Below are 21363 nucleotides of genomic sequence, written 5' to 3' on the forward strand. Positions count from 1 at the left end.
TAATAGAATTAGGAAAGAAGGCAGAGCCCGCTTTCCTAATTCGATTTATGTCTTCTGTAAAGGATATAACTTCTGCGCACATAATTCAACGGAACACTCCACACATGTACAAGCCGGGTAAACGGCCAGAATGCAAAAATCGCAAAGCCCATAAGTATATGAAGCCTGAAAGACATCGGTACGTCTCTCATCAGAGTCGGGTCAACACGGAATATGAATAATTCGCGGAACCAGATCGAGATCGTCTCCCGATAATCGAATTCCGGCTGTACCGCATTCGTTACGAGAGTCGCGAACATCCCCATGCATACAATGGCCAAAAGCAATACGTTTACAATCAAATCAGACGCTGTACTTAAACGGCGCACATTGCGTATTGTAAAACGACGAGAGGTAAGAATCAACATACCGAGGAATGTCATCGCTCCAAATATTCCACCAACATAAACTGCTCCAATATGATACAGATGATCGTTTACACCCAGTGCATGCATCCAGGTTTTTGGTATGCCCAGACCGGATACATGACCCATAATAACCGGGATAATACCCAGGTGGAATAAGAGACTTCCGATCATCAATTGTTTTTTTTCAATAAACTCACTTGATTTTGCCGTCCAATTGAACTGGTCGTTTCTATAGCGGAAAATATGCCCTACAATAAAGACCACCACGCACATATAAGGGAAAATAACCCATAAAAACTGCTCTAGCATCATCATTGCGCGGCTGCCTCCTGTTCTACGCAAACTTTAAGCGTTTCGCGCAGTCCCTTCACCAAATGAAAATACGGGCTTTCCATTTTTTCCAGCGCTTTAAGCAAATGATATGTGCCGTCTTCCAGGATCGCAATTGGCATGCGGAAGTTTTCTGTCGTTTTCGGATCTTGCGACCATTCGGCGGCATACAGAAATTCACACATGAGCGGAAGATAATCTGGCAGCTCTCCATCTGGCATTTCAAGACCATACATCTCGTATAGCACCTTTAACTTGACCAACATTTGTCCCCGTTCTTTTGCATCTTCGAATTTGAAGTAAGTCATATATAGTGCACAATTTTTTTGAAAATCAAAGGTTTCTGTATACATTTCCTGAATCTCTTCCATACTGAACTCTTGCATAAGGGACCAGTAGGTGTTCGCATACGTATATGCCGGATGGTTTGCATCAAACGATGCTTCCAGAAAAGCCGGATGAAAATCCAGCTTTTCCGGGTACATGAGTTGCTGGGCGAAAAACCCGAATGATGGCTTGCATTCATACAGCTTCGCTACATTAATCACGCCAAATACCCCCGTAGAAGTTTTCTTCATACATTTCTTTGCCTGTTTTCAAGGGCTCTTCCATCCCCATTGAACTTGCCATACTACAGCCGTCACATCCAGAGCCTGAACCCATGTTCCCCATGGTATCGCCGTAACCAGCAGATCCTTGAGCTCGGTACGGGTTCGAATATCCTTCTTTATGCGATGTCGGAATGACGAAACGGTCCTCATATTTGGCAATCGCCAGAAGTCGATACATCTGCTCGATCTGCCGCGGTGTCATGCCGATGCGCTCAAGACGGCTTTCATCGAAAGATTGTCCTGTGGACTGGGCACGCATATAGGAGCGCATCATAGCCATTCGCTGCAAGGATTCCTTCACGGTTTGCGTATCGCCCGCCGTCAGCATATTGGCAAGGTACTGAATGGGGGTACGCATCTCTTCGATAGCCGGAAAGATCATATCGGGATTCTCAATCGAGTCTTTCCCTTCAAAGTAATTCATGATCGGACTAAGTGGTGGCACATACCAGACCATAGGTAATGTGCGGTATTCCGGATGAAGCGGGAACGCCAGCTTGTGCTCAATGGCAAGCTTGTAGACCGGCGAGTTCTGCGCTGCTTCGATCCAGTCCTCCGAGATACCGTCTTTTCTCGCTTGAGCAATCACTGCCGGATCACTTGGATCCATGAACAGGTCGCACTGCGCTTTGTAAAGTTCTTTCTCATCCTGCGTAGAAGCGGCCTCAAGCACCCGATCCGCGTCATACAGCATAACGCCGAGGTAGCGAATTCGTCCTGTACATGTCTCGGAGCAGACTGTCGGCAGGCCAGCTTCCACACGTGGGAAACAAAAGGTACATTTTTCCGCTTTGTTCGTCTGCCAGTTGAAGTACACTTTTTTGTATGGACAGCCCGTCATGCAATATCGCCATCCGCGGCAGGCTTCCTGATCGACGAGCACGATTCCGTCCTCGTCCCGTTTGTACATGGCGCCCGAAGGACATGACGCGACACAGCTTGGATTTAGGCAATGTTCGCAAAGCCGTGGGAGATACACCATGAACGACTTCTCAAAGTTAAATTTAATCTCTTCTTCGATTTTCTGAATATTCGGATCAAGCGGACCGGTGACATGCGCACCCGCCAAGTCATCTTCCCAGTTTGGACCCCACTCCAAATCCATTTTTTCACCTGTTACCGCAGAATGCGCGCGTGCCACAGGTGAATGCTTCTGTTCTCCAGCGTTGGTCAGTTGCTCGTAATTGTAAGTCCAGGGCTCATAATAATCTTTCATTTCCGGCATGTCTGGATTGTAAAAAATCTTACCCAGTGCTATCTTGGACAGCTTGTTGCCTGACTTCAGTTCCAGTTTCCCTTTGCGGAGCTGCCAGCCCCCTTTATATAATTCCTGGTCTTCCCAGCGCTTCGGATAACCGATACCGGGTTTGGTTTCCACATTGTTAAACCACATATATTCCGCACCTTTGCGGTTCGTCCAGGTTGTTTTACATGTCACGCTGCACGTATGACAGCCAATACATTTATCCAGGTTCATGACCATGGCAATTTGAGCTTTAATCTTCAAGCCAGTTAACCTCCTTCATTTTACGTACCGCAACGTACACATCACGCTGGTTGCCGATCGGACCATAATAGTTGAATCCATAACTAAGCTGAGCATATCCACCGACCATCTGGGTTGGTTTGAGATGAATTCTTGTCGGTGCGTTATGACTACCGCCGCGTGTGTCCGTGATTTCGGAGCCTGGCACTTGAATGTGCTTATCCTGAGCATGGTACATGAACATCGTGCCTCTTGGCATCCGGTGGCTGACAACAGTCCGGGCAGTTACGACGCCGTTACGGTTGTATACCTCTACCCAGTCATTGTCGGCAAGATCATGTGCCTCTGCGTCTTCGTTGTTGATCCACACCGTAGGACCTCCGCGAAACAGTGTCAGCATGTGCTGATTATCCTGATAGGTGGAGTGAATATTCCATTTACCGTGCGGTGTCAGATAACGAAGCACAAGTGAATCTTGCCCGCCTTTTATTTCCCGGTCGCGAGGGCCGAACACCATCGGCGGCAGCGTCGGTTTGTAGATCGGCAATGATTCCCCAAATTGTTGGAAAATCTCATGATCAATATAGAAATGCTGTCTTCCCGTCAAAGTACGAAACGGAACGAGACGTTCAATATTCGTTGTAAATGGTGAATAGCGGCGTCCCTTCTTGTTCGATCCAGTGAATACCGGTGTCGGTATAACTTCACGCGGCTGTGCCGTGATACTTTGGAAAGTGATCCTTTCCGCTGCCCGATCGGCCGAGATGTCTTTGAGTTCCACACCGTGAAGCTCTTCTGCCTGCTCATAAGCCTTTTGCGACACCCGTCCATTAGTCGCGGATGAAAGGTGAAGAATTGCATTGGCCACTTGGCGAGCTGTCTGGATTTTGGGCAGTCCATCTTTAATGGACTCATCGTAATAAACTCCGTTCAACTTTTTCATTTCCTCGTATTCGTCCGCTACGGAGAAGCTGACGCCATGCGCACCTGCTTTCCCAGTAGTCAAATTAGGACCGAGTGAGATAAATTTATCGTGAATTTTAGTATAATCGCGTTCGATGATGCTGAAATTCGGCATGGTTTTACCCGGAGTCGCTTCAATCTCGCCCTTCGTCCAATCCTTTACAAGACCCATCGGCTGTGAAATTTCGCCTATACTATCGTGTGCGAGCGGCGCAGTCACAAGGTCTTTATATATTCCTGGCAGGTACTCTTTTGCCATATCCGAAAAGACTTCGGAAAGCTGGCGGTAAATATCCCAGTCCGCGCGGGATTCCCACAGTGGATTAACAGCCGGATTAAACGGGTGCACGAAAGGATGCATGTCTGTTGACGACAAGTCTGTTTTTTCGTACCAGGTTGCCGCCGGAAGCACGATGTCCGCGTACAATGGAGTTGTTGTCATCCGAAAATCAAGTGCAACCATCAAATCAAGCTTTCCTTCTACATCTTCTCTCCAGACGATTTCCTCAGGCTTCTGTTCTTCATTCGGCCGGGCAAGCAGGGCATCAGATGCTCCAAGTAAATGTTTCATGAAATACTCTTGTCCCTTTGCCGAACTGGAAATCAGATTTGACCGCCAAACAAAGAGTGAACGCGGGAAGTTCTCGGCTGCCCCAGGATCTTCTACAGCGAAGCGTGTCTTACGTGATTTAATCTCTTCCACAGAATGATTAATGATGTCCTCGTTGGACTTCTTGCCTAATTGCGCAGCCTCTTCGGCGAACAGTAGACTGTTTTTATTAAACTGTGGATAAGAAGGCAACCAACCCAGACGCGCTGCGAGCACGTTGTAGTCTGCTGGATGTCTGTAACTGACATCCCCGCCAATCGGTGACTTCAAGGTGTCTGTTCCACTTTCTTCGTAACGCCACTGCTCTGTTGCAAAGTAGAAAAACGATGTAGCATTTTGCTGTCGAGCCGCCCCTTGCCAGTCTTTTGCAAAGGCAATCGTTGACCAGCCTTCGATTGGGCGAAGCTTTTCTTGACCAACATAATGCGCCCAGCCTCCACCGTTTACGCCTTGGGAAGCAGTCAACACGACAAGATTCAAGATGGACCGATAGATCGTGTCACTGTTGAACCAGTGGTTGATACCCGCACCCATAATAATCATGGAGCGCCCTTTAGTATCGATAGCATTTTGGGCAAATTCCCGAGCAATCTGTACCACAACAGACGCCTTCACGCCTGTGATCTTCTCCTGCCAGGCAGGGGTATAATGCGAAGCTTCGTCGTAATAATTTTTGGCGTTATGAGAGCTGTCATTGCGTGCGACACCGTACTGGCTCATCATCAAATCGTACACGGTTGCTACGTAACGTTCCGAGCCATCTGCCAAGCGTACTTTTTTGGCTGGAATTACACGTTTGAACGTTCCATTACCCGCGTTATCAAAGTAAGGGAATACGACTTCTTCCCATTGCTCGCCATGGCCTTCCACAGTGAGCGCGGGCTCAACCTTTGTTCCGTCTTCCCGTTCCAGAATCAGGTTCCATTTCTTATCCTGCTCCCAGCGCTGTCCCATCGTACCGTTCGGGACCAGCATTTCCCCCGCCGCTTCGTCATATATGACTGGCTTCCAGTCCGCATGCGGCGAAACATCGCCCAGGTCACTCGCCCGTAGAAAACGTCCACCTTTCCAAGCTCCCTCGTGCGGATCAAGCAGAATCATAAACGGCATATCCGTATATTGTTTGGCATAGTTAATGAACATCGGTTCTTGGCGCTCTCTGTAAAACTCATCCAAAATAACATGCGTCATAGCCTGGGCTATGGCAGCATCTGTACCCGGATGTGGTGCAAGCCAGTTGTCAGCGAACTTCACATTCTCCGCCAAGTCGGGAGCCACTGATACGACTTTTGTTCCCTTATATCGTACTTCCGTCATAAAATGAGCGTCTGGCGTCCGGGTAAGCGGTACGTTCGATCCCCACATAATCAGGTAACCCGCATTGTACCAATCAGAAGATTCAGGTACATCCGTTTGCTCACCCCAAATTTGAGGAGATGAAGGCGGAAGGTCGGCATACCAGTCATAAAAACTCAACATCTGTCCACCGAGAAGCGAAATGAATCGTGCTCCTGAAGCGTAGCTTATCATTGACATCGCCGGAATTGGCGTAAAGCCCGCGATCCGGTCGGGACCATACTTACGAATGGTATAGATGAGTTGCGCCGAGATCAAACGTAGGACATCGTCCCAAGCGACACGGACATGACCGCCTTTTCCGCGAGCTGCTTTGTAGAGCTTGGCTTTCTCCGGATCTTCCACAATGCTTGCCCATGCTTCCACCGGATTGGCATGTTCCTGGATGGCTGCCTGCCAAAGCCGCAACAGCTTACCGCGCATATAAGGGTATTTCACGCGTAAGGGACTGTATTCATACCAGGAAAATGTAGCCCCACGCGGGCAGCCGCGCGGTTCAAATTCTGGCATATCTACACCGCAGGAAGGATAATCGATCTGTTGATTTTCCCAAGTAATGATGCCGTTTTTTACAAAAACCTTCCAACTACAGGAACCGGTGCAGTTCACTCCGTGAGTCGTCCGAACCACTTTGTCGTGAGACCAACGCTGACGGTACACGTTTTCCCATTCTCTATTTTTTTCCTCAAGGATTGACCAATTTCCCGAATAGCTTTCGATCGGTTTAAAAAAGTTGAGGTTGTATTTTTTTTTCATCGATGACCAACACTCCTTTTTAGAAAGAATCATCCCAACGCAAGCTCCAAGGGAAGACTCATTCGCTTACTCTCATTATGTAATTCATTCATCTCTGTTCCCATTAGGGAATGTCCTATAGCGCTACAGGAAATCCCTCGTTCTATGGAAAGATACAAAAAAGCCTCCCTCTGCTAAAGGGAAGCTTGTATGAAGTAGTTAATTGTTCTTTTGGCCCGTTAACAGGAGCATGATAAAAGAAATGAGTATGATAGAGCATGTCCACGCCCAGGCCATAGGAAGATGACCAGCATCCACCGCAATATAAATGGCCGTCGGAATCGTTTGTGTTTTACCCGGAATATTTCCGGCAATCATCAGCGTAGCACCAAATTCGCCCAGGCCGCGGGCAAAACCGAGTATAAAGGCAGCCTTAAAAGAAGGGAAAATTAAAGGGAAGGTGATATATCGAAAAACCTGCCATTCACTTGCACCCATCGAACGCCCAGCGTTTTCCAAGTCCCGGTCAACAGAAGACAATCCCATTCTCAGCGTCCGATAGACAAGAGGAAAAGCTACTACCACCGCTGCTACAACCCCTGCCCACCACGAGAATATAATAGGCTCGCCAAACCATTGCTCCACAAACCGTCCGAACCCGCTTTTTCGTCCAAGTAATATGAGCAGTAAAAAACCAACAACCGTTGGTGGGAGTACCAAAGGCAGCATAAGTACGGTTTCAACGACCGTTTTCCCTTTAAATAATCCTAACCGCGACATTGACCATGCCACAAGCAAGCCTAATATGATTACCAGAACGCTGGATAACAGTGCAACCTGCAACGATAATCGGATAGGAGGCCAATATTCATTCCAATCTATATCTTGCACGCTCACTTCGGTATGGTAAATCCATACTTAGCCATAATATTCAGAGATTCTTGCGATTGTAGGTATGCATAAAAGTCTTCGGCTTCTTGAATGTGCTTTGAAGCTTTGACAATCCCGATTGGATACTGAACAGGTGAATAGGTTTTGGAATCCACCTCAAAGGCGATTTTTGCCTTCTGTGAAGTCAACGCATCTGTTTTATATACAAATCCGACATCAGCATTCCCAGTTTCCACATATTGCAGCACTTGTCTAACGTCTTTTGCTTGAACCAGCTTGCTCTGTAACGTGTCCCAAAGCTTCGCTTTCGTCAGCGCTTCCTGTGCGTAGTTGCCCGCAGGGACACTTTCAGGAATTCCGATCGCAACTTTCTTCACTTCTTTTTTTGTTAAATCGGTTACACTCGCGATGTTCATCGTCCCGTCTGCAGGGATAACCGCGACCAATTCGTTCGTCAGCCACGTTTTTTGTTTTTTCGTATCTATTAGCTGCTGATCAACAAGGGACTTCATGTTTTTGGTCGAAGCGGACAGAAACAAATCCGACGGCGCTCCTTGCTCAATTTGTTTTTCCAGCGCACCAGAGCCGCCGAAGTTAAAATTCAATTTGATGCCTGTATGGGTTGATTCGTATGAATGCTGAATTTCTTTGAGCGCATCCGTTAAACTTGCTGCTGCGGATATGGTAAGCTCAATAGTTTCAGCCGTTTTCGAAGATGTCTGGCTGGAAGATCCATTCTTACCGGCGCTGTCAACATTTGAATCTAGTTGTTGTTTCGTACCGCATCCTGATAATAATAAAATGATGGAAATAACCAAAACGAAAACAGTGCTACTTTTAATTAATTTATGCATTTGGTTCGGCTCCTCATGTTCGTTCATCATCAATTAATGGGTTTCGCTATTAGCTGTGCCTGTCTTGTACGTTCGATTAGTGTACAATTTTCAAGAAGAATATGATTAAAAATATCTGCTTCCAGGTCTTCTAACCGCTTCAATACGAGTCGGTGCGTACCACAAGCTTCCTGCATTGGCTCAAAGCCGTTTGTGATCAAACGCATTTCCTTCAGGAATTCCACCACTGTTTGATGTTCGTCTTGCAACTTGGATAAAGTTGGATTTAATGCATCTGCTCGTTCCACTGTTGATTCTTGTAAAAATGCTTCAATCATCGGAAACACAAGGTCCTCCTCATTTTGAATATGTTCCGATAATTCCTGTTTAAGCAAGGTGAACAGTTCATTAACCCGCTTTAGATGCGGATAACGTTCGCCGTGAACCCGCGTTAGTTTGGTTACATACGGCGTTAACGCCGATAGTTCTTCCCGAAGCTTCGTATGATACTCATTTTGAATATAGGTGATTAGTTCTTTCGGTTCGAGTGAAGGAGGTTGCATTTGCTTATGCTGTGCCTGCTTTTCTTCCACTTCATGTATCTGCGTCAGCAGTTCACCAGCGTGGAGGCCTCGATTGGCTGCTGCTTCACGGAGCGATATTTTCCCTCCACAGCAGAAATCAATCCTCAGTTTGCGGAACAGATCTCCCGTTTTGGGTACTGCTTTCACAATGTCCGCCACCCATGTTTCTTCCGTTAACTGGCTCATCTTCCATTCCTCCATCTTACTTCGATTTTATGCTCAACTTTCATTCTACGTCTCCCTTAAAGCTGAACCAATCAGGGGGTTCCCTCTTTCACTAGTGGAAAGAGCCTGATTATAAAAAATCAGAAAGCAACTGTTCAGCCGCTTCTTTCCCTTGAGCGATGCAATCTGGAATTCCAACGCCCCCATAGCCAGCTCCGCATAGAAAAACACCCGGTAAATCCTGTGCGAAGTCCTGCCTCACCTTCGCCATATGCTCTTTGTGTCCAATCGGATATTGCGGCATCGATCGATCACACCTACTGACTTCGGCGAATTCCGGTTCCGCTTCCAGGCCCATTAAATCTTTCAAGTCTTTGCGCGCGGCATCCACAAGTTGATTGTCTGTCATCTGAATCCACTCCTGTGCGCCTGCATGTCCGATATAGGTCCGTAAAAGTGTATATCCTTCAGGAGCAGTATGGCTCCATTTCGTCGAAGAACAAGTACATGCTGTAATCTTTTTGCCTTCTTTGCGGGGGACTAGAAATCCCGTTCCTTCAAAAGCAAAATTAAGATCTGTGTTTTTATAAGCAAGGGCAATATTGGCTACGGAAACATAGTGAATCTTGTGTAACCAGCTAGCGCTTGCAACGCCGGAAAATAATGCAGCCGCTTCAAAAGCTGGAACAGCGCAAATCACCGCATCCGCATCTATTTTTTGTCCATGTTCTAAAATGACCTGATAACCGTTTTCTTTCCTTACTTCAACTACACCTTGCCCCATAACAAAACGTACGGTATCCAGCCTTTCCTTTAGCCGCTCCACGATCGTAGATAATCCTAGCCGATAAGAAAGAAACATACTTTTCTTAGCGATATCAGGCAGGTTGTCTTGTACTGCTGGCTTTCTTCCCGCCCCTTTAGACATACCCTTAATCAGACTTCCATGCTTTTGTTCCATTAGTTTAAATTGGGGGAAGGTTGACATGAGGCTCAGAGAATGTGTATCTCCAGCGTAAATTCCAGACAATAGAGGTTCTGTAATCTGATCCAGAACTTCTTTGCCGAGACGCCGTTTGATAAAATCACCTAGAGATTCGTCTGCATCACCTTTCTTTGCCGGAATGATTAAATCCAGGGCCGCCCGTGCTTTTCCCAGCGGAGAAATAAGTCCTGTCCGAATGAAGGGAGTGAGCTTTGTTGGAATGCCCAGAATGAAGCCCATCGGCATCGTATGAAGTTTGCCCTTATGCAAAATGCTAGCAGATTTGGCTTTCGGGTTTGTCGATACCAGCTCTGCTTCCAGCCCCAACTCCATAGTCAAATCCAATATTGCCGTCTTTCTGGCCAAGAAAGCATCCGGTCCTTTTTCGATCATAAAATCGTTTTGGCGAACGGTTTGTAGCTTTCCTCCCAGACGTTCACTTTTCTCCACCAGTGTAATCTCCACTTCAAGCTGCCGATCCTCAGCCAGCTTTTTCACATAAAAGGCAGCACTTAAACCGCTTATTCCTCCACCGAGAATAACGACTTTTTTAGAACTTTTTTTCATGAAAACACTTTTCCTCTCCAACCCCGGGTATATAAGCACAATAAGGGTCACTCTCCAAATAGTCTCCTGTTATTGCAAAAGCTCTTGCTCTGGAGCCCCCACAGACGGCCTTGAATTCACAGACTCCACATTTACCTTTAAGTAGGGACTTATCTCTAAGATTCATCATGATCGGAGAGTTGCGATAAATATCTGCCAGGCTATCCTTTCGTACATTCCCGCACATAAGAGGCAGGAAACCGCTCGGGTATACTTCGCCGATATGACTAATAAAAACAAATCCATCTCCATCATTTACGCCTTTAGGAGCACGTCCTAAAACATCTGCCCTCTTTTGTCCGTCTGCTACACTGCTCTCACCTGCTCTGTGCTTTTGCTGCAGTACGACCCTCCGGTAATGAGGAGCTTCCGTAGCCTTCACACCGTACGGCATCTGTTGCTGTATTTGATACAACCATTTCATTACAGCTTCATGCTCATCAGGAGTAATCATATCTTTCTCCATGCCACGTCCGGTTGGAACAAGGAAAAATAAACTCCATAACACGGCCTGCATTTCCTTTACCCTTTCTGCAATTTGCTCCAGATCATGAAGATTGTACCGGGACACCGTAGTGTTCACTTGAATAGGGATATTCAGTTCCTTTAAATAACCAATTCCTCGCATGGTCGTATCGTAAGAACCCGCTGTACCCCGAAAATGATCGTGAATGTCTGCACATGAACCGTCCAGACTAAACGCCCATCGCGATAACCCAACTTGCTTTGCTTTCTCTACCGCTGCTCGTGTCACTTTAGGGGTGGCGCTGGGGGTCATTGAAACCGACAGATTTTTCTCTTCAATTGCATATCGAGCCAGTTCAAACAGATCAGGACGCATTAAAGGATCTCCGCCTGTGAATACAACCAACGGATGATTCATTTCAGCAATTTGATCTATCAGCTTCTTACCCTCTTCTAATGTCAGCTGGCGAGGATCAGGTTTGTACTGAGCTTCCGCTCTACAGTGAAGGCACTTTAAAGCACAAGCTCGCGTAACCTCCCAGATGACTATAAACGGATCTGTATGATAATCACGCGGCGTTTTCAAAGATATCATTGATGTCTCTCCTTTTAGAAGTATAAAAACAACACAAAAACATAGAGCATCATTGAAAATCCAATTTCCGCCATGCCAACTTGTTTTGCCTTTAATCCGAGTTTAGGAAGCCATATGGCCCGTATCAAAAAAATCAAAAAAGGAATAACCAGAGGTAACTTTAACCAAGTAGCAAACAACAAAATCACCAAATGATAGATGATGGAAGCATAATGGTAACGTATATTTTTTCTTTCACGAATGATCGTTTTGACATACAAAGCAGTTCCGATAAAGTAAAGCACCAAAAGCAAGAATAGCTCTGTTGCTACTCTCCAATCCTCTCCTCCCCCCATATAAATAACGGGGTATATAAAAGAACAAAAGAGTAGAATTGCAACAATATCATTGAGTAAAGCCCGTTCATTTTTCGTTTTTGCAAAATGAATATTAGCCATAAAAAAGAGCAATAGAAGAACTCCATACCAGATTAAGGCAGGCTCAAACCATATCAGTGAAATTAACAAAGGAAGTAATATCACTCCGTATATAACGGCGGGTTTGCAGTATCTTTCACTGCTGCCTGTTTTGATCCATTGGAGGACAGGAAAAGTGAATAAGTAGATAAAAAACCAGCACACAAATAGGGGTATATGAATGAGTTCCCCTCGAGAAACAGCTAAACCGAATAAAAATGGAAGAATGAGCATGGCCCAGGCTCCATGTTGATTAGGTATGTATCTGCTCATCCCCTTCAAACCCTTGATCCTTTTTTCACAATCTTTTTTATGTCTATTATTTTGGTTAATCGATTCATCATCCATTCCCCCAAGATTGAGTTTTATCTTCTAACTTCATTCTAAGTATTATATGAAATTGAACCAATTAGGGAGTTCCCTTTTCCTTAGGGGGGAAAATCCTAACCGGAAAAATAACGCTATTTTCTTATGCTATACTGTACTAAAAAAGGGCTCAAAGAAAGGATGAACTATTATGGGAGGACCTTCTTTACGTCAACTGCATGCTCATCATGCCATTCATCAAGGCGGGCTAACTGGCGCTCTAGATAAGACGAGAGAAGTAGAAGAATTACTCGAAGCAAAAGAATTCAAGGTGGCGCGCCAGGCTGCCGACCACTTGATCGAATATTGGGAAACCCGCATTCTCAGCCATGCTGATGCAGAAGAGGAAGGATTCTATCAGGAAAAGGTCGAGAAAAAACAGGAACTGCAGGAGGCTGTCGTCAAACTTACACGGGATCATGACCTGCTCCGAATCATTGTAAAAGAGCTCAAAGCCGGGATCCGTGAAGAAGGGCTTACGCCTGAAGTTCTACAGCAGTTCCATGCACTTCTGGTTGTCAATGCTATTCATAGTCGGGAAGAAGAACGTTTGTTGTTTGAGGAACCGTCATGATCAAGATGGGACATAACGATTCACTTTCTCTATAAAAACGTTCCAAAGAAATAGTCCAACGCCTCTTGTGAGTATCCGTCATCTCCTTGCCAAGCTGCTACGGAATAAAAATCATGATTGCCGTTCTGTCGTTTACGAGGCGTGTCCTGTGGGACCAGCAGTCCGGCATATCCCCACACCTCCATGACTACATCACGCTCGTTTTTGCTGGATGGAAACACATCCTTCCAGCGCTTTTCCAATTGACGCGCACTACTTTGAGCATCACAGTTCTGAACAGCTTCGAGCATGTTATGGAGTATAGCTAGATCCTCATCGGAAACCTGAACATCCTCTTCTTGACTGAACAATTCAAGGTCCATCCAGCAATACAGAAGGTGGTTCAGACGAATACCGCCCCATTTGATTCGTTCAAAATTCAGTACATTCAAATCTTCATTGACGTATTCCTGATCGGACATCATTTTATTAAAATTACAATCCCCACAGCTACTGTAATTGGGCAAGACAACAGGCCGCTCACCATAGCTGTGCAAAGGAAGCCCTGCGGTTAATGCCCAGCTCGATAAGGCGCTTCGTAAATGAACCTTTTTCGTGGAAAGACTATGCAAAAATGCTGCTGCCACTCGTTCTTTTGTAGCCTTTTGCTGGTGTAGCTCATGTAACCTGTTTATAATCTCGTTATGTGTAATGGTGATCGGATCGAACATCAAGCCCTTACTTTTGGCATATTCAAAATCCTCACCCGAAAAAGATCCCCGCTCCTGCTTCCAGCCGCTGGAGGACCAGAATGTGTTCATCAGTATTTTTTTTGCCTTTTTATCCACAAAACATCTCCCTTACTCATCTCAACCCCTTCACCTCCAATACAAAGCGCAGGGTTGTAGTGCATTTTATGTAAGATTGCTATTCATCTTTATACTTAAAAGCAATGGCCGTATTTCCTGACCGGGGGTCAAAATAAGAAGAGATTTTCCCCCAGCTCAGTTCATATTCCATATAGGGGTAAGGTTTGGTTTGACGATAGCTTGGCTTCACGGACAAATGTTGCTGTAACAAACGATCATGCTCCCTTTGCCGCTTTCTCTCCCCTTCCTCAGACCAATTATCCCACGAAGTTGGAAATTCATCGCCCTGGAGCGAAATCTCCACGACAACTAGGCTTGTATCCTTAAAGCATACAGACACAAAAAAATGCCGACGCAGCAAAGAAACCTGATCGAAATGATACCAGATATACTCATTTCCTAGCTTTCTTACAGAATGAAAATATTTCGAATACCAATCGGCCTCTAACAACTGATCTTCTGTTAAAGATGAGTAAATCGCACGATCACCATCGACCTGAATGATTCCCGATTCCCAGTCATTCATTGCTGCCACTCCTTCAGCTATTATGCCAATCTCCTACATGCCCTCATTTGTCCGCATGATTGAAAATGGCCTGCCAGGCCCGGTCTAGCACCCGCGTATGTAATTGTTTGGCATAAACAGTTCTAACGATGGCAAGAACGATCACAGCCACAAATACAACACTGAGCAAAGTGATAGAGGGAACCCAATAGTCAAACATGGCATTCGCCACCACTTGCAGCAAATGTCGTTCGGGTTGTAAATATTCCACCGCCGCAACGATGCATGCTGCCAGCAATATAATCACAGATATGATCATAAGCATTGCATTGATTACTTTGTATTTGGCAAGCCCTCGCTGAAAAACGCGAGTTCCAGCATATTGCTCCAGCGCGATGATCTGCTTGTGAAAATCATTTTCTACCTGCTCTACAGGCAGATCGTGCTTCTGAATAAATGCATGAGCTTTCTTCAATTCGGATTGAATAAATAAACTACTCTGGATAGCAGATCCCAGCTGACCTAAAACATTCATATCTTTTCACTCCCACTTCAATAGTATCTAGTTTATGAGTATATAGGGACATACCGAACATGGCAATGTATGGAAGACTATAAACCAATAATCAGGTATAATGGTCTATTATTATTAAACAGAAGGAGAATTGGGCATGCAGTCTGTTGATCACCAACTCTACCTGGCTGAAAGCCATCATATTCCCAAGCCATCCAGTGGTGCTACATGATGATTGCCTTGGAAACATTGGAGGTGTGGTCCCATCATGAAGCCTTTCCGACATGGAATCAAATCTTATTGGCCTTTACCCGGAAGCCATGCTCCGTTATAAAAAGGATTTCGAAGAAGGCTTGCAGCGGCATGCCGGAGTTACTTTTCAGGAAAACTTTGATAGGCTCAAAAGTATTCGAACCATGCTCTACAAAACGATCGGTTCCAGACTGCTCTCTAAGTGAGCTTATCAGTAAAAATCAAAGTAACCCCGCCAGGCTCCTTCATTCTGATGCTTCGCAAAATAAAAACTGCCTCCATCCACAATATTCAATTGGGCTTTGGCGTCTGACGTAATCTGAAACACAAATTCATAGCCCTCGCCAAAGTCAATGCCCGATTGAATAAAGCTGGGATAGCCACCGATTTTGTGAACCGCATATATTTCCTCTACAATGTCCTCAAAATAGTCGGGTTCCTCCTCGTCCATATGGTTGAGGGCATCGCCATATTCCTCAGGAATGTCTTCACCGTCCCAGACCGGATAGTCATTCTCTTTGAGCTCAGGGAATAGCGGGAACGCCTTGATTTGCATAAATGCCGGACCAAAATCTTTTTCGACCAAATCCTCTACCGACGTATACTCACGAATACACATATATCCTTCCATGTCCTCATGATCAAGTACATCGGGAGACAGAAAGAAAGTCAACAGCTTGACACTATGCATAGCCGGAGGAACAAAGGGCAAGGCAGGCAAATACAATTGCATGATCGGAGCCATAACATTCCCTTGTACATCAATGGGTTGCTCCTCCGTTGGCAAAGCCACTGTAACTCTACCAATCCAGCTTTGTTCAAGGGAATCCGACGGTCTACGACCCCCTGTATGAAAAATAGTAGCTTTACGTTTTAAAATCGTTCTTAGCTTCTCAATAGCGTTGCTGGACAACGAAACCACTCCTTTCTAATCTAGAATAGAAACGCAACAACATCCTCGCCTGCTTTAAAACCAAACTCACTTAAGCGGTCTTCCATCTCTTGAATCTGGCGCAGATAATCTTCCGGCACAGCTGGCAGACCCTGTTCATTCACTAATGTCCCGCCAAGTCTGGCGCGTGCATATTCGGCACTTTTCCACATCGCCTCAAACACAGTTTGCGGCTGCACGGTTCGTACCCCATCCATACTGAAAATCAAATCGGCAAAGCGATCCTCAGCGAGTGTACTCAACCAAAAAAAGCCAGGCTCGGTTCCCGTATGTACGCGAAATAGTTCATCATAGCCTCCCGGCCCGTGATGGTGTGCATGGAAAATATCCATATCTCCCCACTCCATTCCGAGACTCAGCATGACATCCCAGATATCCGCTCCACGGTGAGATTGGCCTTGATCCGCTACCAGCCTAAGCAGGACAGCATGTTCCCTTTCACCTTCCTGATCTGTAAATACTTTAAGTTTTTCCCCTTTTGCACGTGCATGGGCAGCATCCTCCCGAGGAAGCACATGAACAGTGCCCTTCTTCTGAAAACGTGCTGGCAGTGTGTTCATAAAGTCTGCAACCTTGGCTTCATCTAAACGAACCTGCATCTCTACATTATCGAATATATCCATACAAATACAGATTTTATCAAAATGGCATTCGCCTGCCGGTCTGCGCCCCACACTAGTCCATATCTGCAAATCATGCACATGTCCATACACGATATACCCCTTAAGCAATTGCAAAATATCCTCATCTGATAACGTAAAACCGCTGAATTCCACGTCAATCAGCCAATAGATATTAGAGTCAGGCTCCACTTGATGGATTCCTTTTATGGTCTTCACAGGCTCATGTTCTATCTCCACGGCAAGGATGCTAGATACATCCTCACTCCCATGTTCAGGTAAATTCATGAATCTCTCTCCTAACTAGCTGTTTTCACTTTACAGTTTCCTATAATTCTCAATCTATATTAAACTATAAATCACCAAGCACAAAATAGTATAAAAACGGTGCTGGGTCGTTGAACTTAACTTTTAGAAATTCAAAGCTTCGAAAGGGGAGAACTCGTGATGCAAAAACTTTGGCAAAAAGGGAAGGCTCTGTCTCTGCCTATTATGGTGTCCGCATCGCTAATATCTGGAGCGCTGTCTGTAAGTACACCTGCGGCGAATGCGGCTGCAACCAAGGAATTGCTTCAGCTATCCGGTCAGACTACTTACTATGGAGAGGTCGAGAATGGGCAGCCCAACGGACGTGGTACAATCAAATGGAGCGAATATAAGCAGTATTCGGGTGATTTTGTGAATGGCAAGCGCTCAGGTACCGGAAAATATATAAATCAATACACCGATGCAGATGGACAAAATCATAAAATCGTATACAACGGCACATGGAACAATGACACGATGAGTGGCAAGGGTACGCAGACTGAAAAAGTGACCCAAATGGACGGAACCGTACGTTCGAACGAGATCCAAGTAGGTACCTTTCAGAACAATGGATTACAGAGTGGCTACCAAGTGATCCACGCTGTGGCCGATCCAGACTACAGCTTCACTTATAAAAACAGCAAAGAAATGCTAAATATCTTGCACAGTAATCAAGATCTGGTCCAAAGATGGCAAAAAGGAGATCTCTTCTCCGTAAATTATAAAAATGGCTCTGTCCAAAAGGAATACTCTATGTTCCCTGAAGAGACTGCTACCAAAGAACGTCAAAGACAAGAGTCCATCAAGTATCTCAAAGGAATAACTGCCAAGGTCACTCCTTATTTGCAGCAGTTTGAAAAGCTGTCCAAGCAGATTCCGCTAAAATAATTAAAACGACGCGAAATATGTATTAGCCTCTACGCAAGAAGGCCTCTCTTTTTAATGGAAAGCTCCATTTGAAAAGAGTGGCTTTTTTGGTTTCGTTATGAATGACATATAAGAACTTCGGAGCATAACACCTCCTACTATTCTCCCTTATGAATCCTCAGGAACTCATACAAATGACTTATTTTTCACTTAAATCCCCTCCTTTTTTTGCTAACCCCCACTAGATTCACTAGAATATAAGTAATTATTTTAATCATCCGAGGTGGACATCATGGCTAAAATTATGGTTCCTCCTGAGAAACTAGAGGCGGTTTCCAGGCAGTTCGCACAGGCACGTGAGCTGGGGGCACAAATTTGCGGACAACTGTCACAGCATATTCAGATGTTGGAAAATAGCTGGGCAGGAACAACACAGCAGCGCTTTTATCAGGATTTCCATAAAGCGCGTGGACAAATGGATGCTTTCACTCAAACTGTCGGTTCTGTCAGCACAGAGCTGCGTTCCATTGCAGTAAAATTCAAGGAAACAGATACCCAAGCAGACTCGGGTATTAATAAAGGAGATCACAGCGGACAGATCGACAGCAGTGAAGGGGCAACTTCCGGAAAAAAAGGACCCGATCCAGCAGATATAGCCATTAACAGCATTTCAGAAGCCAATAAATGGCGCGGGCAACTGGGATTTGCCGGAACAGCTATCTATAGCGGTCTGGCTTCCACACTTGTGCTCACCAAAACAGTAGAATTCAAGAAAAGTCTGAAGAATCCCACTCGAGCGGTTATACATAATGCGGCATGGGTGAATGGCAAGGGTAACAATGCGTTTATGCGTAATTTGGGCAAAAGCCTAAACCGCCAATTCGCTAAACCCGGTATTGTGATGAAGGGTTTAAAGGGCTTTGATCGTTTAGCTGGAAAGCTTCAAATGGGTAAGCTCGGCCTCGGATTCAACAAAGCCAATAGCTTTCCTCAGTGGACGCGGAACGTCATCGCCGGGGTGGAAAAAGGGCGTTACGGCATAGCCACCCGCCAAATTCCCGGCATGATTGCCAAAAAGCTATACCCTATTAATGCCACCATGAATATTGTGGGCGAGGGTATCAGTCTGGCTGGAAAATGGAAAAGCGGGAAGCTTACCGGAACGGATGTGGCTGTATCTGCTTCTAACGTAGCGATTAAAACCGCTGCAACTTATGGCGGTGCTGTTGCTTTGGGAGCCGTAGGCGGCGCTATCGGTGGTCCGGTCGGTGCAGCCGTCGGTGCTTACGTCGGCGGTACGGTGGGAAGCTGGGCAGGTGGAAAGGTCGCCAAATTCGCCGAAAAAGGGATACGTTGGGCCAGCAAACTATTTAAATGACATACACCTAACAGATGGAGAAGGAGCCTGACTATGGACAAACAAACGGTAATTTTAACGCTTGAGGAACTAGGCTTTGCCTTGACCGCACTGGGCGCAGAAGATATGGCTTCTGGTCTGCTCCAATCTTATTACGGGGAACTGACTGAGGATCGCTGGGAACTGCTTTTTCATGCCGCAACGCATAGCCTGATATCCAAGGGTTTGATGGAACAACGGGATGACGGGCAACAACAGCTCGAATTTGATGCGTTCATTGTTGAAATGCTAGCTCATCTGGTACAAAGTCGTCAGATGCTACGTGGCTACAAGGAGCAACAGGACAAGCAAAATACATTAACGATACACCATGGAAATGAACGTTTTCTGTATCATTTTTCCAGCCACAATGAACTTCATTTCTTTCGCTGGTCTTCCCCAGAAGACTGGCATCACGACATTGATCAATTGTTCGGCCTGCTTGCTTCGAACTTCAATGCGCACAGCCGATACGTCGATCTGACAGAAGAACAGTGGAATGAGTTAACCTCATCCAACTTCAGCATGCAGCAAACGCCAACGTGGAAGCTTCATGAGTCGGCTCAACAAATGATACAAGACTGGCGAGAGGATTTTGAACGTAATCAGTGCAGCCTAGATAATTTGAGCCAGATGATATACGCGGATACGGATGAAGATGGACCTTCCGTTACAAATCTACTATTTGTTCTTAAAGGAATGAATGATGTGTGGATCGTAAGAAATACAGAACTGGATATGCAGGCCACCCCATGTCTGCGTATTGAAAGTGTAACCGAATCTGACTGGAGAGAACGAATAACTTATTTCATTCAGGAGTTTGTACGCGACGAGGCGGTATTCCGTGGATAAAATTGTATATCGAAGATCTTTGGCATTTTGGAAAGCCATGGGCAGCTTGATGTTTGTGCTGATCTGTCTGTTTTTGCTGCTGCTCATTTTTATCGACGAAGATATCTCAGCTCTACAAATCTTCTTCTTTATTACCTCCGCCATTGTCGGACTTCCTTTTTTCGGTAGCTATCTCGTGGTTTGTTTGAGCAGAACGCTTCGTAAGGATACCTACCTGTTCATCTTTGACGAGCATAGCATTTCCGATGGTATTCGAACTGTCCCATGGTCTGCAATCACTAAAGTCGAATTCGAAGGGGCCTCCATCCGCAAATGGCTGCGCCCTCGCTTTCCCGCCTTTATTTTTCATCTGAATGACCGCAGCACCTGGGAAGTCAGCACCGATTATGTGTTGAACGATATGGAGCTGAACCAAGCCGGGAAACAACTTCGAACTCTCATTAACCAGCATGGCAAGCCGAAGAAAAAACGCTCCTAAATATTGCCATTGAATATATCAAAGCTTGTCTCTATCATATGCGGCTACAAGAGCCACAACCACTGCTGCGGAGTTGGCCGCAGCCAAATCAAGATTGGAGTCAAAAGAATCCGCTGCTTCTACACCGGCAAGATCTGACAAAGAACGAACAGCCAAAAATGGAACACCAAACTGGTACGCAGTCTGAACGACCGCGGCCCCTTCCATATCCGTCACTTTCGCTTCAGGAAACTGGCTACGGATAAAATGGGCGCGCTCAGCCTGGGAGATAAAAGAGTCTGCCGTCGTAATCAAACCGTTGACGATCTGCCCCTCAATCCTGGTCTCCGCCAGCGCTTCTGTCGCAAAAGCAAGCAGCGCTGGATCGACAGGATAACTTGCCGGCATCTGTGGTACCTGTCCGTAGGTATAGCCGAACGCCGTTCCGTCCACATCGCTATAAGTCAGCTCGGTCGCCACTACGACATCGCCAACATGCAGCGCTGGATCAAGCCCACCCGCAGACCCGGTATTAATGACAAGCTCCGGGCTAAATCGCTCAATCAGCAGCGCCGTAGTCGAGGCTGCGTTCGCTTTGCCAATTCCTGATTGCAGCAGAACCACTTCCTTGCCCTCAAGCTGGCCTGTATAAAAAATCCCGTTCGCAATCTGGGTCATCTTTATCCCTTCGATCTGCGCTTTCAAATCTGCTATTTCTTCCTCCATGGCTCCGATAATCGCTATACTCAAAGTTCTTTTCCCGCTCCCTCCATGAAT

22 protein-coding genes are annotated in these 21363 nt (G+C 45.8%); 6 read left to right on the forward strand and 16 right to left on the reverse strand.

Translation table 11 applies throughout. The features are described 5' to 3' along the window. Window positions 1-35 precede the first annotated feature (35 nt). From narI to KAI37_RS18555, 10 genes are all read right to left on the reverse strand, one after another. Window positions 36-719 (reverse strand): respiratory nitrate reductase subunit gamma, encoded by a 684-nt coding sequence (narI, locus tag KAI37_RS18510; protein ID WP_220031506.1) that lies wholly within the window; start codon window positions 717-719, stop codon window positions 36-38. Beyond that, window positions 719-1285, reverse strand: coding sequence for a nitrate reductase molybdenum cofactor assembly chaperone (narJ, locus tag KAI37_RS18515; RefSeq protein ID WP_025718076.1), 567 nt, complete (start codon window positions 1283-1285; stop codon window positions 719-721). The genes narI and narJ overlap by 1 nt, the downstream gene beginning before the upstream one ends. After that, window positions 1278-2855 carry a nitrate reductase subunit beta gene (gene narH, locus KAI37_RS18520; protein ID WP_220029985.1) on the reverse strand — a complete coding sequence of 526 codons (1578 nt, stop codon included), beginning with the start codon at window positions 2853-2855 and terminating at the stop codon, window positions 1278-1280. The genes narJ and narH overlap by 8 nt, the downstream gene beginning before the upstream one ends. After that, window positions 2845-6519 (reverse strand): nitrate reductase subunit alpha, encoded by a 3675-nt coding sequence (locus KAI37_RS18525; RefSeq protein WP_071558428.1) that lies wholly within the window; start codon window positions 6517-6519, stop codon window positions 2845-2847. The genes narH and KAI37_RS18525 overlap by 11 nt, the downstream gene beginning before the upstream one ends. 198 nt (window positions 6520-6717) lie before the next feature. Next, window positions 6718-7395, reverse strand: coding sequence for a molybdate ABC transporter permease subunit (gene modB, locus KAI37_RS18530; RefSeq protein WP_076293947.1), 678 nt, complete (start codon window positions 7393-7395; stop codon window positions 6718-6720). After that, on the reverse strand, window positions 7392-8243 hold the full coding sequence (gene modA / locus KAI37_RS18535) for a molybdate ABC transporter substrate-binding protein (RefSeq protein WP_071642140.1): 852 nt from the start codon (window positions 8241-8243) through the stop codon (window positions 7392-7394). The genes modB and modA overlap by 4 nt, the downstream gene beginning before the upstream one ends. A 29-nt stretch (window positions 8244-8272) precedes the next feature. Continuing rightward, on the reverse strand, window positions 8273-8992 hold the full coding sequence (gene ric, locus KAI37_RS18540; protein WP_220029986.1) for an iron-sulfur cluster repair di-iron protein: 720 nt from the start codon (window positions 8990-8992) through the stop codon (window positions 8273-8275). 109 nt (window positions 8993-9101) lie between these two features. Continuing rightward, complete coding sequence (gene hemG / locus KAI37_RS18545) at window positions 9102-10523, reverse strand: protoporphyrinogen oxidase (RefSeq protein ID WP_071642144.1); 1422 nt, start codon at window positions 10521-10523, stop codon at window positions 9102-9104. Continuing rightward, window positions 10507-11622 carry a TIGR04053 family radical SAM/SPASM domain-containing protein gene (locus tag KAI37_RS18550; RefSeq protein ID WP_075154573.1) on the reverse strand — a complete coding sequence of 372 codons (1116 nt, stop codon included), beginning with the start codon at window positions 11620-11622 and terminating at the stop codon, window positions 10507-10509. Before KAI37_RS18550 ends, hemG begins: the two co-directional genes overlap by 17 nt. 14 nt (window positions 11623-11636) lie before the next feature. Further along, window positions 11637-12425 (reverse strand): YwiC-like family protein, encoded by a 789-nt coding sequence (locus KAI37_RS18555; RefSeq protein ID WP_220029987.1) that lies wholly within the window; start codon window positions 12423-12425, stop codon window positions 11637-11639. Between the two features lie 169 nt (window positions 12426-12594). Here KAI37_RS18555 and KAI37_RS18560 point away from each other — a divergent pair, with 169 nt between their 5' ends. After that, window positions 12595-13017 carry a hypothetical protein gene (locus KAI37_RS18560; RefSeq protein ID WP_071642147.1) on the forward strand — a complete coding sequence of 141 codons (423 nt, stop codon included), beginning with the start codon at window positions 12595-12597 and terminating at the stop codon, window positions 13015-13017. Between the two features lie 29 nt (window positions 13018-13046). Here KAI37_RS18560 and KAI37_RS18565 read toward each other — a convergent pair whose 3' ends face one another. From KAI37_RS18565 to KAI37_RS18575, 3 genes are all read right to left on the reverse strand, one after another. Then, on the reverse strand, window positions 13047-13844 hold the full coding sequence (locus KAI37_RS18565; RefSeq protein WP_220029988.1) for a hypothetical protein: 798 nt from the start codon (window positions 13842-13844) through the stop codon (window positions 13047-13049). Window positions 13845-13923: 79 nt separating this feature from the next. After that, complete coding sequence (locus tag KAI37_RS18570; protein WP_076293944.1) at window positions 13924-14391, reverse strand: hypothetical protein; 468 nt, start codon at window positions 14389-14391, stop codon at window positions 13924-13926. A gap of 43 nt (window positions 14392-14434) precedes the next feature. After that, complete coding sequence (locus tag KAI37_RS18575; protein ID WP_220029989.1) at window positions 14435-14905, reverse strand: DUF6097 family protein; 471 nt, start codon at window positions 14903-14905, stop codon at window positions 14435-14437. Between the two features lie 263 nt (window positions 14906-15168). Between KAI37_RS18575 and KAI37_RS18580 the strand changes: the two genes are divergently transcribed. Then, a complete protein-coding gene (locus KAI37_RS18580) occupies window positions 15169-15342 on the forward strand; it encodes a hypothetical protein (RefSeq protein ID WP_233901755.1) in 174 nt (57 codons plus the stop codon). A gap of 5 nt (window positions 15343-15347) precedes the next feature. On the opposite strand, the gene KAI37_RS18585 is transcribed toward KAI37_RS18580, so the two are convergent. Further along, window positions 15348-16049 carry a DUF1963 domain-containing protein gene (locus KAI37_RS18585; RefSeq protein WP_220029990.1) on the reverse strand — a complete coding sequence of 234 codons (702 nt, stop codon included), beginning with the start codon at window positions 16047-16049 and terminating at the stop codon, window positions 15348-15350. Between the two features lie 20 nt (window positions 16050-16069). Further along, a complete protein-coding gene (locus tag KAI37_RS18590) occupies window positions 16070-16996 on the reverse strand; it encodes a cell division protein ZipA C-terminal FtsZ-binding domain-containing protein (RefSeq protein ID WP_220029991.1) in 927 nt (308 codons plus the stop codon). Window positions 16997-17155: 159 nt separating this feature from the next. Here KAI37_RS18590 and KAI37_RS18595 point away from each other — a divergent pair, with 159 nt between their 5' ends. From KAI37_RS18595 to KAI37_RS18610, 4 genes are all read left to right on the forward strand, one after another. After that, a complete protein-coding gene (locus KAI37_RS18595) occupies window positions 17156-17902 on the forward strand; it encodes an MORN repeat-containing protein (RefSeq protein WP_220029992.1) in 747 nt (248 codons plus the stop codon). 271 nt (window positions 17903-18173) lie between these two features. After that, window positions 18174-19259, forward strand: coding sequence for a WXG100 family type VII secretion target (locus KAI37_RS18600; protein WP_071642159.1), 1086 nt, complete (start codon window positions 18174-18176; stop codon window positions 19257-19259). Between the two features lie 33 nt (window positions 19260-19292). Next, on the forward strand, window positions 19293-20129 hold the full coding sequence (locus tag KAI37_RS18605) for a hypothetical protein (RefSeq protein WP_071642161.1): 837 nt from the start codon (window positions 19293-19295) through the stop codon (window positions 20127-20129). Beyond that, window positions 20122-20607, forward strand: coding sequence for a DUF5381 family protein (locus KAI37_RS18610; RefSeq protein WP_220025734.1), 486 nt, complete (start codon window positions 20122-20124; stop codon window positions 20605-20607). The genes KAI37_RS18605 and KAI37_RS18610 overlap by 8 nt, the downstream gene beginning before the upstream one ends. Window positions 20608-20625: 18 nt before the next feature. Here the strand turns inward: KAI37_RS18610 and KAI37_RS18615 are convergent, their stop codons facing one another. After that, a complete protein-coding gene (locus KAI37_RS18615) occupies window positions 20626-21336 on the reverse strand; it encodes a 5'-methylthioadenosine/adenosylhomocysteine nucleosidase (RefSeq protein WP_071642164.1) in 711 nt (236 codons plus the stop codon). Window positions 21337-21363 lie beyond the last annotated feature (27 nt).

The organism is Paenibacillus sp. S25 (assembly GCF_019454085.1).
GTDB classification, from domain to species: domain Bacteria; phylum Bacillota; class Bacilli; order Paenibacillales; family Paenibacillaceae; genus Paenibacillus; species Paenibacillus polymyxa_B.

Bases quoted from the DNA above. Each gene is read 5' to 3' on its own strand.
- KAI37_RS18570 (WP_076293944.1), bottom strand. From the start codon at position 14,391: ATGAATGACTGGGAATCGGGAATCATTCAGGTCGATGGTGATCGTGCG.
- ric (WP_220029986.1), bottom strand. From the start codon at position 8,992: ATGAGCCAGTTAACGGAAGAAACATGGGTGGCGGACATTGTGAAAGCA.
- KAI37_RS18575 (WP_220029989.1), bottom strand. From the start codon at position 14,905: ATGAATGTTTTAGGTCAGCTGGGATCTGCTATCCAGAGTAGTTTATTT.
- KAI37_RS18525 (WP_071558428.1), bottom strand. From the start codon at position 6,519: ATGAAAAAAAAATACAACCTCAACTTTTTTAAACCGATCGAAAGCTAT.
- KAI37_RS18600 (WP_071642159.1), top strand. From the start codon at position 18,174: ATGGCTAAAATTATGGTTCCTCCTGAGAAACTAGAGGCGGTTTCCAGG.
- modA (WP_071642140.1), bottom strand. From the start codon at position 8,243: ATGCATAAATTAATTAAAAGTAGCACTGTTTTCGTTTTGGTTATTTCC.
- KAI37_RS18560 (WP_071642147.1), top strand. From the start codon at position 12,595: ATGGGAGGACCTTCTTTACGTCAACTGCATGCTCATCATGCCATTCAT.
- KAI37_RS18555 (WP_220029987.1), bottom strand. From the start codon at position 12,425: ATGGATGATGAATCGATTAACCAAAATAATAGACATAAAAAAGATTGT.
- KAI37_RS18590 (WP_220029991.1), bottom strand. From the start codon at position 16,996: ATGAATTTACCTGAACATGGGAGTGAGGATGTATCTAGCATCCTTGCC.
- KAI37_RS18580 (WP_233901755.1), top strand. From the start codon at position 15,169: ATGGAATCAAATCTTATTGGCCTTTACCCGGAAGCCATGCTCCGTTAT.
- KAI37_RS18605 (WP_071642161.1), top strand. From the start codon at position 19,293: ATGGACAAACAAACGGTAATTTTAACGCTTGAGGAACTAGGCTTTGCC.
- hemG (WP_071642144.1), bottom strand. From the start codon at position 10,523: ATGAAAAAAAGTTCTAAAAAAGTCGTTATTCTCGGTGGAGGAATAAGC.
- KAI37_RS18550 (WP_075154573.1), bottom strand. From the start codon at position 11,622: ATGATATCTTTGAAAACGCCGCGTGATTATCATACAGATCCGTTTATA.
- narI (WP_220031506.1), bottom strand. From the start codon at position 719: ATGATGCTAGAGCAGTTTTTATGGGTTATTTTCCCTTATATGTGCGTG.
- KAI37_RS18595 (WP_220029992.1), top strand. From the start codon at position 17,156: ATGCAAAAACTTTGGCAAAAAGGGAAGGCTCTGTCTCTGCCTATTATG.